Genomic DNA, 15977 nt, shown 5'->3' on the forward strand with positions numbered 1-15977 from the left:
GCGTCAGGTCGCGTGGAAGCGGCCGGGAGTCGTCCCGAACGCGTGGCGGAACGCCTCGATGAAAGCGCTCGGACCCGAATAGCCGCAGGCGGTCGCCACCGAGGTGACGGACGTGCCCGCCGCCAGCAGGACCAAAGCGTGGTGCAGGCGGAGTTGGCCGCGCCACTGCGGGAACGTCATGCCCGTCTGCTCGCGGAACAGGCGGCTCAGCGTGCGTTCGGACGCGCCGACCGTCCGGCCGAATTCCGCGAGGGTGCGGCGGTCGGCGGGATGGGCGTGCAGAAGGTCCGCGATGCGGCGCAGGCGGTCGTCGGCGGGCGAGGGCAGGCCCGTGGGCAGGGTTTCGACGCGGCGGAGCTGGTCCAGGGCGACGCGTTCGAGGTTGCGGCGCTGCTCGGCGGCCAGGCCGTCGTCGTCGGTCAGCGCGATGACGACCTCGCGCAGAAGCGGCGAGACGGCCAGGACGGTCGGGCGGTCGAACCCCGGCGGCGCGTCGGCGACGGCGAAGTTCACCGTGCGCAGCCGCGTCGGCCCGTGCGCGCGGTGCCCGTGGACGACCCCGGCGGGAATCCACACCGCCCGGTGCGGCGGCACGACCCACGTCCCCGCGTCGGTGCTGACGCGCAGCACGCCCCGGCTCGGATGGACGAGCTGGTGGTCGGGATGGCGGTGCCGCTCGACGACCTCCCGGTGCGCGAGCGGCGCCGACGTCGCCGTCTCGATGTACTGGCAGATGACCGACATAGAAGGGCAGACTATCGCTAGCCCGCAACCGGCGCCCCCCGGCACGCTGGACCGCATGTCCCTCAACCAGATCGCCCCGCCGCAGGTCACGGCCCGCGCGGCCGGGCCGATGCGGCGGATGTGGGCCTGGGGCGTCGCACACGCGGTGGACGACCTGTACCAGGGCCTGGTCCCCGCGAGCGTCCCCTACTTCGTCCTCGAACGCCACTACAGCTACCTCGCCGCGAGCGGCCTCACGCTCGCCGCGACGCTCGGCAGCGCCGTCCCGCAGCCGTTCGTCGGCATCGCCGTGGACCGGCTCCGGCTGCCCGGCCTCGCGGCGGCCGGCGTGCTCGTCGCCGGGCTCGGCTACGGGCTCTCCGGCCTCGTCGGGCCGTACGCACTCGTGTGGACGCTGATCCTGCTGTCCGGCCTCGGCGTCGCGATGTTCCACCCGGCGGCGGGCAAGGCGGCCCGCGAGGCGGCGGGGGAGAGCACCGCGGCGATGAGCGTCTTCGCGGCGGGCGGGACGGTCGGGTTCTTCCTCGCGCCCGTCCTGGCGACCCCGGCGCTGGTGTCGCTCGGCGTCGGCGCGACCGTCCTGTTCGTGCCGCCCGCCGTGCTCGTCGCGTTCGTGCTGCTGCGGATCGGGCGGCGGACGCGCGCGGCGGCGGCCGCCCCGGCGACCGGCCGGGACCGGTGGGGGCCGTTCGCGGTGCTGACGGCGGTCGAGATCGTCCGGTCCACGGTGTTCGCGGGCATCACGACGTTCATCGAGCTGTACTGGATCCGCCACCTGCACGGCTCGCGCGCGCTCGCGGGCGCCGCGCTGGCGTGCTTCCTGGCGGGCGGCGTCGCCGGGACGGTCGCGGGCGGGCGGCTCGCGGACCGGATCGGCCTCGTCCGCACGGTCCAGCTCGGCGCGGTGCTCGTCGTCCCGATGCTCGTCGGGCTGCGCGCGTCGCCGGGCCCGGTCGTCCCGCTGCTGTTCGCGTTCCTGGCGGGCGCGGCGCTGAACGTCCCGTTCGCGGTGCTGGTGAAACTCGGGCAGGACTACCTGCCGAGCCGCCCCGGCACGGCGGCGGGCGTGACGCTCGGCCTGGCCGTGAGCGTCGGCGGCCTCATCGCGCCCCTGTTCGGGCTGGCCGCTGACGCGCACGGGCCGCAGCGCGTGTTCACGCTGCTGTGCGCCGTGCCGGTCGCGGCGTTCGTCCTCGGCCTGTTCCTCACCTCCCCGGAGCGCGGGCGCTGACCGTCAGCCGGTGCGCCGGAAGCGGCGGGCCGCCCACAGCAGGAGCACCGCCCCGGAGCCGGCCAGCAGCGCCAGCTCTACCGCGACCGGCGGCTGCCAGCCGCCCCAGCGCGGTCCGGCGAACAGCCGCTCGGGGACGGGCCCGGGCAGCCGGGCGGTGATCGTGCGGCGCAGCGCGTCGACCGCGTAGCTCAGCGGGTTCGCGGTCACCGCCCAGGTCAGCCACGGCGGCAGCCCGCTGACGGGGAACATCGCGCCGGACAGGAACGCCAGCGGCGTCACGATCATGCTCATCAGCGCGTAGAACGACTCGGCGCGCTGGATGCAGACGGCCAGCAGCGTGCCGAGCGCCGTCACCGCGAGCGCGACGACCGCCAGCTCCCCGAGCAGCAGCGCGAGCGTCGCCGGATCGTGCGGGACGCCCGCCAGCGCGGCCAGCGGCAGCATCAGCGCGCCCTGGCAGCCCGCGATCGTCGCGCCGCCGAGGCACCGCCCGACCAGCAGCGTCTCCCGCCGGACCGGCGCGACGACCATCTCCCGCAGGAACCCGGCCTGCCGGTCCGCGACGAGCGAGGCCCCGGCCGACAGCGCCGGGGCCTGGACGGCCATCACCAGCAGGCCGGGGAACAGGAACGTCCGGTAGTCCGCGCCGGGCCCGGACGGCAGCAGCGCCGACAGCCCCGCGCCCAGCACCAGCAGCGTCAGGACGGGCTGGATCAGCGTCACGACGATCTTGAGCCGGTCCCGCGTGTAGTGCAGCATGTCGCGCTGCCACACGACCCGCAGCGCGGCCAGCTCGTCCGCGAGCGCGGCGGTCACCGGGCGGCCCCCTCGTCGCGGATGGTGCGGCCGGTGTAGTGAAGGAACACGTCGTCGAGGCTGGGCCGCACGACGGTGACGGCGTCGATCGGGACGTCCAGTCCGGCGCACAGCCGGGGCACGAACGACGCGCCGTCGGCGACCCGCACCGACAGCCCGGCGGGCCCGAGCGCCGGTTCGAGCCCGAACGCGCCGCGCAGCCGCTCGGCGGCGGCCGCGTCGTCGCCGGTGCGCAGCTCGACGCGGTCGGCGCCGACGACGTCCTTCAGCTCGGCGGGCGTCCCCTCGGCGACGATCGCGCCGCCGTCGATGATGGCGACGCGGTCGCAGTGCTCGGCTTCGTCGAGGTAGTGCGTGGTGAGGAACAGCGTGATGCCCTCGCGGCGGCGCAGCCGGTGCAGGTGCTCCCAGATCCGCGCGCGCGTCTGCGGGTCGAGGCCGACGGTGGGCTCGTCGAGGAACAGGACGCGGGGCCGGTGCATCAGCGCCCGGACGATCTCCAGCCGCCGCCGCATCCCGCCGGAGAACGCGGCGACCGGGTCGTCGCGCCGGTCGGCCAGGCCCGCGAGGTCGAGCAGGTCGCGGGCGCGCTCGCGGGCGTCGTCGGCGCGGACGCCGTACAGCCGGGCGTGGAAGCGCAGGTTCTCCCAGGCGGTGAGGCCGAGGTCGAGGGTGGTCTCCTGGAAGACGAGCCCGATGCTGCGGCGCACCCGGTCGGGGGCGGTGCGGACGCTGTGGCCGTCGATCCACGCGTCCCCGGAGGTGGGCGCGGTGAGCGTGCAGAGCATCCCGATCGTGGTGGTCTTGCCCGCGCCGTTGGGGCCGAGGAAGCCGAACGTCTCGCCGGGCGCGACGGCGAGGTCCACGCCGCGGACGGCGGTCGCGCCGGGGTAGCGCTTGGCGAGGGCCTGCGCGCGGACCGCGGGCCCGCCGACATAGGCGACAGAACTGGCGGCGTTTTGCCGGAGCCATGCCAAAATGTGTCGGCCTCCCTTCTTTTTACCTTCATTTTTTGCGATTCCTTGGTCCTTCGCGGACGTCCACACGTTACCGTCTGCGACTGTAAGGCAACGCAACGACATCCTGAGGAGGAGTCATGGCCGCTTCTTTCGAGCCCCGCGACGCCGGTGTCATCGAGGCCGACGAGCTCGCCGCCGTTCCGTCCGAGGCCCCCGAGTACCAGGCCGGGAGCTGCACGGTCTGCCACTGGGGCCTCACCCGCCTCTGCGACGACTTCAGCACGCAGGCCTGAGCGACACCCGTGTTGACGGCGGCCTGACCGCCTGACCGCGGCGCCGGGGGGTCATCGGTCTCGATGGCCCCCCGGTCCCGTTCGCCGACGCCCACGGAAGGGGACCCCACGTGCTCACCGAACCCGATGTCCTGGCGGAGGAGGGGGAGCTGCGCGCCGCGCTGGCGGAGCCCGCCGCCCGCGCCGGACGGACGATCTCCGCCCACGGCGAATGGCTCGTCGTGGACGACCCCTCGTTCCGGCTCCCCGTGCAGGGCTGGAAGATCCACGTGTCCGCGCGCCCGGCGACGCTGCTGGAGACCGTCCGGCGGATGCTGCCCGCGCTGACGGCGGCGTCCTGCCACTTCAAGGTCGTCCGGTCGGGGCGGGCGCTGCAGGACCTGAACTCCTCCAACAACAGCCCGGGGTCGATCGGGAAGGCGGTGACGGTCTACGCGGCGCGCGGCGACGTGGTGCCGCTGGCGCGGCGGCTGGCCGCCGATCTGGCGGGGCTGACCGGGCCGCGGGTGAACAGCGACCGGCGGGTCCGGCCGGACGCGCCCGTCTACTACCGGTTCGGGCCGTTCCAGTCGCAGTACCGGCCGAACGAGGACGGCGATTTCGAGCTGGTCGTCACCGATCCGGCGGGCGGCACGCACGCGGGCATGGCGGAGGACACGTACTGGCAGCCGCCGTGGGACCCCGACCCGTTCGCGGAGCCGGGCGTCCCCGCGCCGCGTCCGGCGGGCGGGCCGCCCGCGGTCGTGCTCGGCGGCCGGTACCGGGTCGAGCGGGCGCTGACCCGCAACGGCAAGGGCCGCGTGTACCGGGCGCTGGACGGCGAGACGGGCGCGTCGGTGATCGTCAAGGAGGCGCGCGCCCACGTCAACGAGGACGTCCTGCGCCGCGACTCGCGGTTCCGGCTGCGCAACGAGCGGGCCGCGCTGGAGCTGCTGCGCGACGTCGAGGGCGTCCCGCGCGTGCTGGACCACTTCCGGCACGGCGAGCAGGAGTACCTGGTCATCACCGACATGGGCGCGACCGCGCTGGGCCAGGATGTCGCGCTCAACGGCCTCTACACCGCCGACCCGCGCGACGGCCGCTGCCTGCGCGACCTGGCCGTCCGGCTGCTGGAGCTGGTGGACGGCGTCCACGCGCGCGGCGTGCTCGTCCGCGACGTCAGCCCGGCGAACGTCGTGCTGGACGACGCGACGGGCCGCCCGGCGCTGGTGGACTTCGAGATCGCCCACGTCGAGGACCCGCCGATCTTCGGCTGGACGCGCGGCTACGCCTCCCCCGAGCAGGAGCGCAACGAGAAACCGACCGTCGAGTGCGACTACTACTCCCTCGGCGCCACCCTCTTCTACGCCGCGACCGGCGTCCCGCCGACGTGGATGACCGGCGACGCCCACAACCACGACACCGCCCGCGCCGCCGCCGTCCTGGACGGGCGCGGCGGCATCGGCGGGACGATCCTCGGCCTGCTCAGCCCCGACCCGGCCGACCGCCGCGCCACCGCCGGACGGCTGCGCGCGGGCCGGTTCGCGACCGCGCCGACGCCCGTCCTGCAGCCCGGCGAGCGCGAGCGGCGGCTGGCGCGCGCCGTCGACCACGGCGTCGAGGACGTCGTGCGCGGCGCGAAGCGGCTGATGCGCGGCGAACGGCTCACCGGTGGACGCGTCGTCAACCCCGTCAACCTGTACCGGGGCGCGGCCGGGATCGGGCTGGAGCTGCTGCACCACCACGACCGCGCGGAGGCGGCCGACCTCGCCCGCGACCTCGCGTACTGGGCCACCGGGTTCCTGGCGATGCGCGAGCACCGGCCCGGCCTCTACACCGGCGACACCGGGACGGCCGTGTTCGTCGCGGCGGCGGGCGCGACGCTCGGCGATGACGCCCTGACCGAGACCGCGCGCGGTATGGCGCGGCCCGTCGTGCCGCGCGTCGCCGGGGACGACCAGCACGGCGGCCTCGCCGGGATCGGGCTGGCCGAGCTGCTGCTGTGGGACCTCACCGGCGACGCGTCCCGCCGCGACCTCGCCGCGCGGTGCGCGGAGCGGCTGGCCGCCGGGGGCCTGGAGCGCGTCGCGGGCGGCGGCGCGCCCGACTACGACGACTGCGGCGCGGTGTCGCGGACGCTCGGGTACTCGCACGGCGTCGCGGGCCTCGCCCACTTCCTGCTCGCGTACCGGACCGCGACCGGCGACACCGCCTGCGAGCCGGTCGTCCGCAAGGGCTACGACGTCCTCGCCGGGCACATGGCGCCGCTGCTGGCGGCGGCGCGGTCCGCGTCGGCCAAGCCCATGCACGCGGCGTTCTGCCAGGGCATGGCGGGCATCGGGGCGTCGCTGGTGCGGGCGGGCCGCGACCTGCGCGAGGACGCCTACCTCGACCTCGCGCGGGAGGCCGCCGAGGTCTGCGGACGGCTCGCGCCGCGCATGTACGCGCTGACGCAGTGCTGCGGGCTCGCCGGGATCGGGGAGCTGTACCTCGACCTCGCGGCCGTGACGGGGGAGGACGCCTACCGGCGGCGCGCGGACCGCGTCGCGGACCTGATCCTCGCGCGGGCGGGCGGCACGCCGGACGCCCCGGTCTTCCCGGACACCTCGCTGTTCGAGAGCAGTCCGGACTGGTCGACGGGGACGTCCGGCATCGTGACGTTCCTGCGGCGGCTGCGGTCGGGCGGGGCGGCGCGGCTGTGGCTGGACCCGCTGGTGCTGCCCGCCTGACCTGCCCGACCCGGGTCAGAGCGCGTCGGCGCTCCGGTAGAGCCGCCACACCGCGTCGCCGAACGGCGGGCTCCACAGCGTCGTGTTGCGGAGGTCGGTGTTGGTGGTGACGCCGGTGACGTAGCCGGTGCCGCCGTCGTACCCGCTCAACCACGGGCCGCCGCTCGCGCCCGTGGTGAGCGGGCACGGCAGCGCGCGGCGGACGCCCGCGGGGCGCGTCGTCCCGGCGCACGACTCCTGCCGCTCGCCGTCGTACGGCGCGAGGAACGGGTAGCCGAGGACGGTCGTGCGCGCCCGCGCGGGGCCGCCGGTGCGCAGGCCGTTCGCGCCGACGACGGCGGCGAGGTCGCGGCCGCCGCGCGGGGCGACCTTGACGAACGCGGCGTCGTACTCGGGCCGCGCGCCGCGCACCCAGCCGGCGAAGGCGGCGAGCCATTCGGCGCGCCACGTCCCGTACGGGCGGCGGCCGCGGTCGTAGCCGGGGACGAACGTCCAGTCCTCCAGCCATCCGGCGGCGTTGCGGACGCAGTGCCCGGCGGTGGCGACGAGGTCGCCGGACGCGCTGCGGACGACGGCGGCCGAGCACGAGTAGTCGCGGCCGTTGGCGGGGTCGCGGAAGAACACCTTCCCCGTGCTGGCGCTGACAGCGGCGCGCGGACCGGGCCTCGGCGCGACGCTGTGGACGGCCGTGCCGCGCGGCCTGCCCGGCGCGGCCCGGCGCTCGGGGATCGGGACGGGCCGCGCGGCGCGCATCCGGGCCGGGGTCCAGGACCCCGTCGCGCGGCGCGCGTCGGCGGCGGACGGGGCCCGGACGGCGACCATCCGTCCGGGGTCCTCGTCGGCTAGCGCCGGATCGCCCGCCCCCGCGATGAGAATCAGGGCAACTCCAGTGGAAATTACTTTTCGCATTCGCACCCTCGCTATCTGTCGCGGCTCGATGCTCGCGTAGACAGCGCGGGTCGTCCACCGGCTTCACCGGTTCCGTCAGGGCGTTCGGCGCGGCGCCCCGCACCCGCTGACGCGCCGTGCGCCACGCCACGTGCGCGTCGCGCCGTGCGTCGGCCGCCGTGCGCCCGCGACGCGACGCGCAGGACGCGCGGCGTACTGAGCGGCCGCCCGCGCGCGGCAGCGCGGTCGGGCGCGTGGGGGAGCCGCCGGGTGGGCCGGCGGCTCGCGGTCGGGTGGGTCAGGTCCCGCTGGTCAGTCCGTGCTGCCCTGGGCCAGGAGGTCGCGGATGTCGTCCGGGACCGCGTCGGCGATCTTGTCCATGACGCCGCCCTCGGTGGCCTCGCCCATCATCTCCAGGACGACGCGCGCGAGGTAGGCGGCGCGTGGCTCGTCCACCTGGGCGCGGGCGGCGACGCGGGCGACGAAGTCGGCGCGGTCGAAGCGCTCGCCCGTCCCCGCGCCGCCGAACACCTCGGTGCGGCGCAGGTTCTCGCCGATCTCGCGGGGAAGCTGGGCGGCCAGGTGGTCGGCGAGCCCTTCGGGGACGCGTTCGCCGAGCGTCTCCAGGGTGGCGCGGCAGGCGGTCTCGGCCTCGCCCCTGCTGGCCAGCCGGGCGCGGGCCTGGACCTGTCCGATGAGCTGGTCGTGCTGCATGTCGAATCCCCCGAAATATTCAGTGAGCGGTCGTGGTTCAGCTCCGGTGTCGCTTGGATTCCGGCTCGCCGTAGCCGGGTTTGGGGTGCGGGGACTCGTCCCGCCCCTTGCCCCGGTGGATGTCGGAGAGCCGTTCCACGTGGTGGTACGGGTCGTGGCGCGGGTCGCTGTGGTTCTGCTTGGACGCGCCCGTCGTCACGCCCGCCGCGCTGGGCGTCGTCCCGGCGTCACGGGCGGCGCGGGCGGCGTGGCGGCGCTGGGTCTCGTCGCCTTCCATCTTCTTGCGGACCATGAGTCCCCCTCTGGCTCGGGTCGCCGCCGCCCTACCCGGGCGGCCGCCCGCCCATGCGGCGGGCCGGGCGGGCGGCGGCGCGCCGGGCTCAGCGGGTCCGCGCGACCTCGGCGGCGACGGCACGGTAGGCGGGGACGTCCTCGGCGGTGTCGAGGTTGAGGAAGGTGCTCTTGACGACGACCACGTTGTACTTGCGGGACACGTAGATGTCCTGGCCGCCGAGCCCGTCGGCGTAGAACGCGTCGTCGCCGTCGAGCCACCAGCTCAGCCCGTACGTCGGCGTGTTCCCGGCCGGGGTCGCCGACAGCGTCACCCAGTCGTGCGGGACGACCTGGACGCCGCCGACCGAACCGCCGTCCAGCATCAGCTTCCCGAACCGCGCGAAGTCGCGGTCGCGCGCGTAGTAGCAGCAGTAGCCGAGCGCGTTGCCGTGCGAGTCGTTGCCGACGAAGGCCGTGGACGCCATTCCGCCGGGGTTCCACAGCTTCTGCTGGACGTACTTGTAGTACGGCATGCCCGTCGCGCGCGCGAGGATCAGCGCGAGGACGGCGGTGTTCATGCTGGTGTAGTTGAACGTCGTGCCCTGCTCGACGGCCTTGGTCCGGCCGGACGCCCAGTCGCGCGTCGTGGTGAGGCCGAGGCTGACCAGGACGTGCATCGGGATGTCGTCGATGGCCTCCGTCCAGGCGATGCCGGACGCCATCCGCAGCAGGTTCCGCACGGTGATGTCCCCGTACGCGGACTTGGCCAGCTCGGGAATGTACTGGCCGACGGTGTCGTCGATCGAGTGGATCTTGCCCTCGCCGATCGCGATGCCGATCGCGACGGACGTGAACGACTTGGCCATCGACCAGGACTGGAACAGCGAGTCCTGCGAGTAGCCGGGCGCGTACCACTCCTTGACGATCTTGTCGCCGTCCAGGACGACGAAGCCCTGCGTCGTGCGGTTGAGGAAGTCGTCCAGCGTCCGCGTCTGCCCGTTGTAGGTGTAGCTGACGTTCAGCGGGCGGGGCGCGGCGGTGAGCGCGACCGGGTGCGGGGACGGGTCGAGCCGGTCGAAATTCGGCAGCGGGAGCGTGTCCAGGACCGACACGGGCCCCGGGTCGGCGGTCGGCGCGGGCGCGGCGACGGCGGCGGACCCGCCGAGCGGGGCCGCGAACAGGACGGCGGCGGCGAGCGCGGCGGACAGGGGGCGGCGAAGCATGGGCGGCTCCTGGGGGGCGGGGCGCCGGGATAGGGCGGAAGGACGCTAACCCCGGCGTGACCTGCCTCACAAGACCCGCGAGTGACAAACGGGGGCCCGCGAACATGCGGCCAACGCCGGTTCCAAACCGCCTTGGCCCCAGCGCGAGTGCGTCAGGTCGCGAAGCGATGCCGTGTTCGCCGAGTCCCGGTCAGGCCCGAGCCGTCAGGCGAGGGCCGTGGGCCGGGACTTCGACGACACCCCCTAGATGACGTCCGGGGCGCGTCGGGAGCCGTGCGGAGCGGCGGTGAGGTCGCGCAGCGCCGTCCACGCCTCGGCGAGGAGCCCGACGCCGCGCGTGATCTGCGGGACGGGCGCGGTGAACGGGACGCGCAGGAACCGTTCGCACGACCCGTCGATGGTGAACCGCGCGCCCGCGTTGATCGCGAGACCGCGCGCCTGGGCGGCGGCGGCGAGGACCGATCCGGCGGGGGCGTCGAGGCCGACCCACAGGCCGACGCCGCCGTCCGCGTCGGGGACGTCCCAGTCGGGGAAGCGGGCGCGGAGCGCGGCGGTGAGCACGTCGCGGCGTTCGCGCAGTTCGGCGGTGCGGACGGCGAGCAGCGCGGGCAGCTCGTCGAGCGCGGCGGCGGCGATGCGCTGTTCGAGGGCGGGCGTGCCGAGGTCGGTGGCGGCGCGGGCGGCGACGACGCGGGCGAGGAGGCCGGGGTCGGCGCGAATCCAGCCGATGCGCAGGCCGCCCCAGACGCTCTTGCCGAGGGAGCCGACCGTCACGACGCCGGGGCGCGTGGCGAACGGGCCGTCGCCGGGCGGCCGTCCGAGGTCGAGGTCGGCGGTGGTCTCGTCCACGACGAGCGTCGTCCCGGCGCGGCGCGCGGCGGCGTGGACGCGGTCGCGGTCGGCCGGGGGCATCGACGCGCCCGTGGGGTTGTGGAAGTCGGGGATCAGGTACGCGGCGGTCGGCGCGGTGCGCGCCAGGACGTCGCGGAGCCGCCCGACGTCCCAGCCGTCGCGGGTGACGGGCGTGCCGACGAGCCGCGCGCCCGCCGCGCCGAACGCCTCGTAGCCGTACGGGTAGGTGGGGATCTCGACCAGGACGCGGTCGCCGCGCCGCACCAGCGTCCGCGCGCACAGGCCGAGCGCGTGCTGCGCGCCGAGCGTGACGACGATCTGCTCGGGCGTCGTCGGCAGGCCGCGCGCGGTGTAGCGGTCGGCGATGCGGGCGCGCAGGCCGGGGTCGCCGACGAGGTCGAAGCCGGGCGCGGCGAGCGCGGCGGGCAGGTCGTCGAGGGCGCGCCGGACGATCGCGTCGAGGCCGGGGACGGCGGGCGGCATCGCGCGCGCGAAGTCCACGACGGACGAGGCGGCGGCCTCGGCGGCGGGCAGCGCCGCCGCGCTCCCGGACCCGCGCACGCTCACCAGGTGCCCGGACTCGCGCAGCGCCCGGTACGCGGCGGCGACCGTCGTGCGGCTGCGGCCGAGCGCGGCGGCGAGTTCGCGTTCGGCGGGGAGCCGGGTCCGCGCGGGGACGCGGCCGTCCGCGATGAGCAGCCGGACGCGTTCGGCGAGCGCGACGTAGACGGCGCGCCCGTCCTCCCATTCCCCGAGCAGGGCCCGCAGCGCGGCGGCCCCGATCCGCGGCTCGCTCACGGACGTTCCCAGGCGGGTTCGTCCGTGCCCCACGGCCGGGCGGGGACGTACTCGGCGGGCGCGCCGGGGAAGTCGAGTGCGGGCGGCGCGCAGGTCACGCGCCCGGCCGGGCCGTCCTGCGTGACGGTGGGCAGCGGTTCCGCGTCGGGCGCCGGGCCGGTGCGGGGCGCGGCGAGCAGTTCGGCGGCGACGCGGGCCAGCGCGACGGACGCCCGGTACGTCCCGCCCTCCGCCGCGCGGCGGCGCAGGAGGGTGAGCACGGCCGCGGCGAGCAGGTACCCGGCGGAGTGGTCGAGGGCCTGGGCGGGGAGCGCGCCGGGCTCGGCGTCGTCGCCTTCGATGAGCGCGATGCCGGTGGCCGCCTGCACGACGCTGTCGAAGCCGCGCCGGCCCGCCCACGGGCCGACGCCGTCCCACGCGCTGATCCTCCCGACGATCAGGCCGGGATACCGGACGGCGAGGTCGTCGTCGGCGAGGCCGAACCGGTCGAGCGAGCCGGGGCGGTAGCCGGTGAGGACGACGTCGGCGCGGGCCAGGAGCCCGTGCAGCTCGGCGCGGCCTGCTCCGGACGCCAGGTCGAGCGTCGCGGAGCGCTTGCCCTGGCCGGTGTCGAGGTGCTGCCAGGGGAGTTCGGGCGGGTGCGGCGGGTCGATGCGCAGGACGTCCGCCCCCGCGAACGCGAGAACGCGCCCCGCCACGGGCCCCGCGATGACGCGGGTGAGGTCGAGCACCCGAACCCCCGCGAGCGGAAGCGTTCGCGCCGGCGGGCCGCCGGGCGGGCACGGCGCGCTCGCCAGCGGCGGCGCGCTCGCGAGCGGTGGCGCATCCGTGAGCGGCGGCGTGTCCGTGAGCGGCGGCGCGCTCGTCACCGGCGGAGCGTCCGCCTGGATTGGTCCCCCGGGTAGGGGGCGCGGGGGTGCGTCGCCGATGCGGCGGACGTCCACGAGCGGGCGGTCCGCGAGGGCGGCGGCCTGCGGATGGGCGCGCCACTCCGCCTCGTCGCGGACGGCCAGGACGATCGCGCCCGCGACGGCGGCGCGTTCCTCCAGCTCCCGCGCGGAGCAGCGGCCCAGCGCGGCGCGGACCTCGCCCGGCCGCACGCCCGCCGCCAGCCCGAGCAGCGACCGCAGCCGCCGCGCGTGGTGCGGGTAGTTGGCGTGCGTGCGGACCCAGCCGTCGGCGGTGCGCCAGAACCCCGACAGCGGCGACCACGCCTCGGCGGCGCGGCCGTCGAGCCGGAACAGCCGGTCCCCGTGGAACGACGCCGCGACGCGCACGGGCGACGGCGCGACCACCCCGCCGCCCCCCAACTCGGCCACGGCCAGCGAAGCCAACGCGACGCTGTCATACGCCAGCTCGCCCACCGGCAACCGCGACGGCAACGGCACGGGCCGGGACGGCGGAGCGATCCGCGCGAGCACCGCCGGATCACCCCCGACCGCCTCCCAAGCCCGCCGAGCAAACCACCCGACCCCACCCACCGAGCCCGCCGAGCCGACCGCAACCGCCGCAACCGGCGCGCCTGCCGCGTCCGCCGTGCCCGCCGCAACCGGCGCGCTCGCCGCGTCTGCCGGGCGCGGCGCATTCGGCGCATCCGAAGTGTCGTGTGGTTCCCGCGTGTCGCGAGGTCGGGAGATCACGGCGCAACCCCCAGGTCGAACGTCCACCCGCGCGTGTCCGGAGTGCGGCCGAACTGGATGGCCGTCAGTTCCTCGCGCAGGCGGCGGGTCACCGGGCCGGGGCCGGGTGTGCGCAGGTCGAGCCCGTCGCGGCCGCGCAGGCGTTCGACGGGCGCGACGACCGCCGCCGTCCCGGTCGCGAAGACCTCGCGCAGCCGCCCGGAGGCCGCCCCGGACGCCCATTCCCGCAAGCTGAAAGGCCGTTCCTCCACGGCGTGCCCGGCGGAGCGCGCGAGCGCCAGGATGCTGTCCCGCGTCACCCCCGCGAGGATCGTCCCGTCGAGCGGCGGCGTGACGAGCGTGCCGTCGTCGAGGACGAAGAACAGGTTCATCGTGCCCGCTTCCTCCACGAACGTCCCGGTTCCGGCGTCGAGGAAGAGTACCTGCGCGCACCCGTTCTCCCGCGCCTCCCGCTGCCCCGCCAGCGACGACGCGTAGTTCCCGCCGCACTTGGCGGCCCCCGTCCCGCCGCGTCCGGTGCGCGAGTGCCCGTCCGCGAGCCACAGCGACACGGCCTCGCCCGCGCCCAGATAGCCGCCGGTCGGGCACGCGATCACCGCGTACGTCACGCGCGCGGCCGAGCGCAGCCCGAGGAACGGCTCGGCGGCGAACATGAACGGCCGCACGTACAGCGCGCGCTCCGGCCCGTCCGGCACCCAGCGGGCGTCCGCGCGGACGAGGTCCCGCACCGACGCGACGAACAGCTCGGACGGCAGCGCGGGCAGATCCAACCGGGCGGCGGACGCGGCGAACCGCCGCGCGTTCGCGTCGATCCGGAACGCGCGCACCGACCCGTCCGTGTGCCGGTAGACCTTCAGCCCCTCGAAGATCTCCTGCGCGTAGTGCAGAACGGCGGCGGCCGGGTCGAGCGCGAGCGGCTGGTACGCGACGACGCGCGCGTTGTGCCAGCCCGCATCGGCCGTCCAGTCCGCCAGTGCCATGTGGTCGGTGAACCGCGTCCCGAACGCGGCGGAATCGCGCGCGGCCGCGAGCTCGGCGGGCGAAGCGGCGCGCGAACTCGGCTCGAAGCGGAACGCGGGCGCGGCCTCGGGAAGCGTCGCGTTGAGCGCCATGTGGCCTCCTCGGTTCGGTGACGTGGACCCATTCCACGCCCACCGGGGGCCGGTTGTCGGCGGCCAATGCGCGGCAAGTGGACTGCACTGTCCGAGGCGGCGGCTACGTTCCCGGGCCATGAACGACAAGGAGACGTACGCGCCGCTCAGCCTCTTCGAGTACGACCACCGCCCGGGCTCGTACTGCCTGATGCTGACGGACGCGCAGATGGGCGGCGCGTCCGGTGTCTTCGCCGAGCACGGCCTGGAGGAGAGCGGCTACGGCTGGGCGGGCGTGGCCCGCGCCGTCCTGGCGCGCGATCCCGGGCTGGAGAACCGCCTCGGCCTCGATCCAGAGGCGGGCATGTTCGTCGCCTACGGGGACGATCTGGACGCGCTCCGCACGCTGGCCGCGAGCCTGCACGAAGCCATCCACGACCACGCGAAACTGAGCGAACTCATCAAAGCGGGCGATCCCGAATGGTTCGACTGACCGCCCGCGGTCGCGGGAGCCGGAACTCCCGCGACCGCGTGAAGTCAGGTCACCAGCGGTACCAGCGTCCGCGCCGCCCGCCCGCGCCGGTGCCGCGCGCGACGAAGCCGAGCAGCCACAGCACGAGCGCGATCACCGCGAGAATCCAGAGCAGCTTGAACGCGAAACCCGCGCCGGCCAGGACGATCACCAGGAGCAGAGCGAGAATCATCAACCAGGGCATGTCGTCCCTCCTTTCGCAGCCGGTCTCCCCAACCCCCTGATCTTCATGCAGAAAACCTTCTGACCTGCACGTTCGTCGCTCCACCGGGGGTCGGGGCCCGGAAACGGAACCCGTCTGGGACGGTGGTCGCATGGCGGAGCCGGCGGTGTTCGAGGCGCAGCGCGACCGGCTCTGGCGCATCGCCTACCGGATGACGGGTTCGGTGATGGACGCCGACGACGCCGTCCAGGAGACCTGGCTGCGCTGGCTGGCCGTCCCCGACGGCGCCGCCGACGACCCGCGCGCCTACCTGACGGCGGTCGTGAGCCGCGTCTGCCACGACCAGTTCCGCGCGGCGAAGGCCCGCCGCGAGACGTATCCGGGCCCGTGGCTGCCCGAACCGGTCGTCACCGAGCCCGGCCCGGAGGAGCGCGCCGAGCTGGACGACTCGGTCGGCCTGGCGCTGCTGGCCGCGCTGGAGCGGCTGACGCCCGCCGAACGGCTCGCGCTGGTGCTGCACGACGTGTTCGCGGTCCCGTACGAGCGCGTCGCGGACGTCCTGGAGCGTTCCCCGGACGCCGCCCGGCAGGCCGCCGCCCGCGCGCGCCGCCGCGTCCGGGTGGCGGCGCCGCGCCGCTCGCCGGACCGCGCCGCGCACCGCGCCGCCGTGGACGCGTTCCTGGCGGCCGTGGCGGACGGTGATCTGGACGCGCTCGTCCGCGTCCTGCACCCGGACGTCGTGTGGCGCTCGGACGGCGGCGGCCGGGTCGGCGCGGCGCGCGTCCCCGTCGCGGGCGCGGCGGCCGTCGCGCGGCTGGCGGCCGGTATCGCGCGCCGGTTCCGGCCGGGCGCGATGTCGCTGGAGATCCGCGACGTGAACGGCGTCCCCGGCCTGGTCGTCACGGAGGACGGCCGAACGGTGCTGGTCTTGGCGTTCGCTGTGGCCGACGACGGCCGGGTCGTCGCGCTCGACGCCGTCGTGAACCCCGAGAAGCTGGCGCACGTCCGCGTGTGACGCGGATCATGCTCACAGCCGCCCGCCGCGTCCC

16 protein-coding genes are annotated in these 15977 nt (G+C 75.8%); 5 read left to right on the forward strand and 11 right to left on the reverse strand.

The features are described from left to right. Window positions 1-3 precede the first annotated feature (3 nt). On the reverse strand, window positions 4-744 hold the full coding sequence (locus G339_RS0100995; RefSeq protein ID WP_019629214.1) for an AraC family transcriptional regulator: 741 nt from the start codon (window positions 742-744) through the stop codon (window positions 4-6). A gap of 55 nt (window positions 745-799) precedes the next feature. Here G339_RS0100995 and G339_RS0101000 point away from each other — a divergent pair, with 55 nt between their 5' ends. After that, a complete protein-coding gene (locus tag G339_RS0101000; RefSeq protein ID WP_019629215.1) occupies window positions 800-1975 on the forward strand; it encodes an MFS transporter in 1176 nt (391 codons plus the stop codon). Between the two features lie 3 nt (window positions 1976-1978). Here the strand turns inward: G339_RS0101000 and G339_RS0101005 are convergent, their stop codons facing one another. Both G339_RS0101005 and G339_RS0101010 read right to left on the reverse strand, forming a co-directional pair. Beyond that, window positions 1979-2794, reverse strand: coding sequence for an ABC transporter permease (locus G339_RS0101005; protein ID WP_019629216.1), 816 nt, complete (start codon window positions 2792-2794; stop codon window positions 1979-1981). Continuing rightward, the gene (locus tag G339_RS0101010; protein WP_019629217.1) at window positions 2791-3771 is read right to left on the reverse strand and encodes an ABC transporter ATP-binding protein; all 981 of its coding nucleotides are present in this window, start codon (window positions 3769-3771) and stop codon (window positions 2791-2793) included. The genes G339_RS0101005 and G339_RS0101010 overlap by 4 nt, the downstream gene beginning before the upstream one ends. Before the next feature lie 119 nt (window positions 3772-3890). Here G339_RS0101010 and G339_RS39275 point away from each other — a divergent pair, with 119 nt between their 5' ends. Next, entirely contained in the window at window positions 3891-4046 is a 156-nt protein-coding gene (locus G339_RS39275) for a hypothetical protein (protein ID WP_019629218.1), read from the forward strand. A 110-nt stretch (window positions 4047-4156) separates the two neighbouring features. Next, a complete protein-coding gene (gene lanL / locus G339_RS0101020; protein ID WP_019629219.1) occupies window positions 4157-6754 on the forward strand; it encodes a class IV lanthionine synthetase LanL in 2598 nt (865 codons plus the stop codon). Between the two features lie 15 nt (window positions 6755-6769). Here lanL and G339_RS0101025 read toward each other — a convergent pair whose 3' ends face one another. From G339_RS0101025 to G339_RS0101055, 7 genes are all read right to left on the reverse strand, one after another. Continuing rightward, window positions 6770-7576: a trypsin-like serine peptidase gene (locus G339_RS0101025; protein WP_019629220.1), complete on the reverse strand. Its 807-nt coding sequence runs from the start codon at window positions 7574-7576 to the stop codon at window positions 6770-6772. A gap of 378 nt (window positions 7577-7954) precedes the next feature. Then, window positions 7955-8356 (reverse strand): DUF2267 domain-containing protein, encoded by a 402-nt coding sequence (locus tag G339_RS0101030; protein ID WP_019629221.1) that lies wholly within the window; start codon window positions 8354-8356, stop codon window positions 7955-7957. Between the two features lie 37 nt (window positions 8357-8393). Then, a complete protein-coding gene (locus G339_RS0101035; protein ID WP_019629222.1) occupies window positions 8394-8648 on the reverse strand; it encodes a hypothetical protein in 255 nt (84 codons plus the stop codon). An 88-nt stretch (window positions 8649-8736) separates the two neighbouring features. Beyond that, on the reverse strand, window positions 8737-9852 hold the full coding sequence (locus tag G339_RS0101040) for a serine hydrolase domain-containing protein (protein ID WP_019629223.1): 1116 nt from the start codon (window positions 9850-9852) through the stop codon (window positions 8737-8739). A gap of 243 nt (window positions 9853-10095) precedes the next feature. Then, window positions 10096-11502 (reverse strand): MocR-like transcription factor YczR, encoded by a 1407-nt coding sequence (yczR, locus tag G339_RS0101045; protein ID WP_019629224.1) that lies wholly within the window; start codon window positions 11500-11502, stop codon window positions 10096-10098. Continuing rightward, window positions 11499-12821 carry a CoA transferase gene (locus G339_RS0101050; RefSeq protein WP_240489723.1) on the reverse strand — a complete coding sequence of 441 codons (1323 nt, stop codon included), beginning with the start codon at window positions 12819-12821 and terminating at the stop codon, window positions 11499-11501. Before G339_RS0101050 ends, yczR begins: the two co-directional genes overlap by 4 nt. A gap of 317 nt (window positions 12822-13138) precedes the next feature. Further along, window positions 13139-14254 carry a branched-chain amino acid aminotransferase gene (locus G339_RS0101055; RefSeq protein ID WP_019629226.1) on the reverse strand — a complete coding sequence of 372 codons (1116 nt, stop codon included), beginning with the start codon at window positions 14252-14254 and terminating at the stop codon, window positions 13139-13141. Window positions 14255-14372: 118 nt separating this feature from the next. Between G339_RS0101055 and G339_RS0101060 the strand changes: the two genes are divergently transcribed. Then, window positions 14373-14726, forward strand: coding sequence for an immunity 51 family protein (locus G339_RS0101060; RefSeq protein ID WP_019629227.1), 354 nt, complete (start codon window positions 14373-14375; stop codon window positions 14724-14726). 49 nt (window positions 14727-14775) lie between these two features. Here the strand turns inward: G339_RS0101060 and G339_RS0101065 are convergent, their stop codons facing one another. Further along, window positions 14776-14949, reverse strand: coding sequence for a hypothetical protein (locus G339_RS0101065; protein WP_026341034.1), 174 nt, complete (start codon window positions 14947-14949; stop codon window positions 14776-14778). 130 nt (window positions 14950-15079) lie between these two features. Between G339_RS0101065 and sigJ the strand changes: the two genes are divergently transcribed. Continuing rightward, window positions 15080-15943, forward strand: coding sequence for an RNA polymerase sigma factor SigJ (sigJ, locus tag G339_RS0101070; RefSeq protein ID WP_019629229.1), 864 nt, complete (start codon window positions 15080-15082; stop codon window positions 15941-15943). Window positions 15944-15977 lie beyond the last annotated feature (34 nt).

This window comes from Actinomadura atramentaria DSM 43919 (genome assembly GCF_000381885.1).
GTDB lineage: Bacteria > Actinomycetota > Actinomycetes > Streptosporangiales > Streptosporangiaceae > Spirillospora > Spirillospora atramentaria.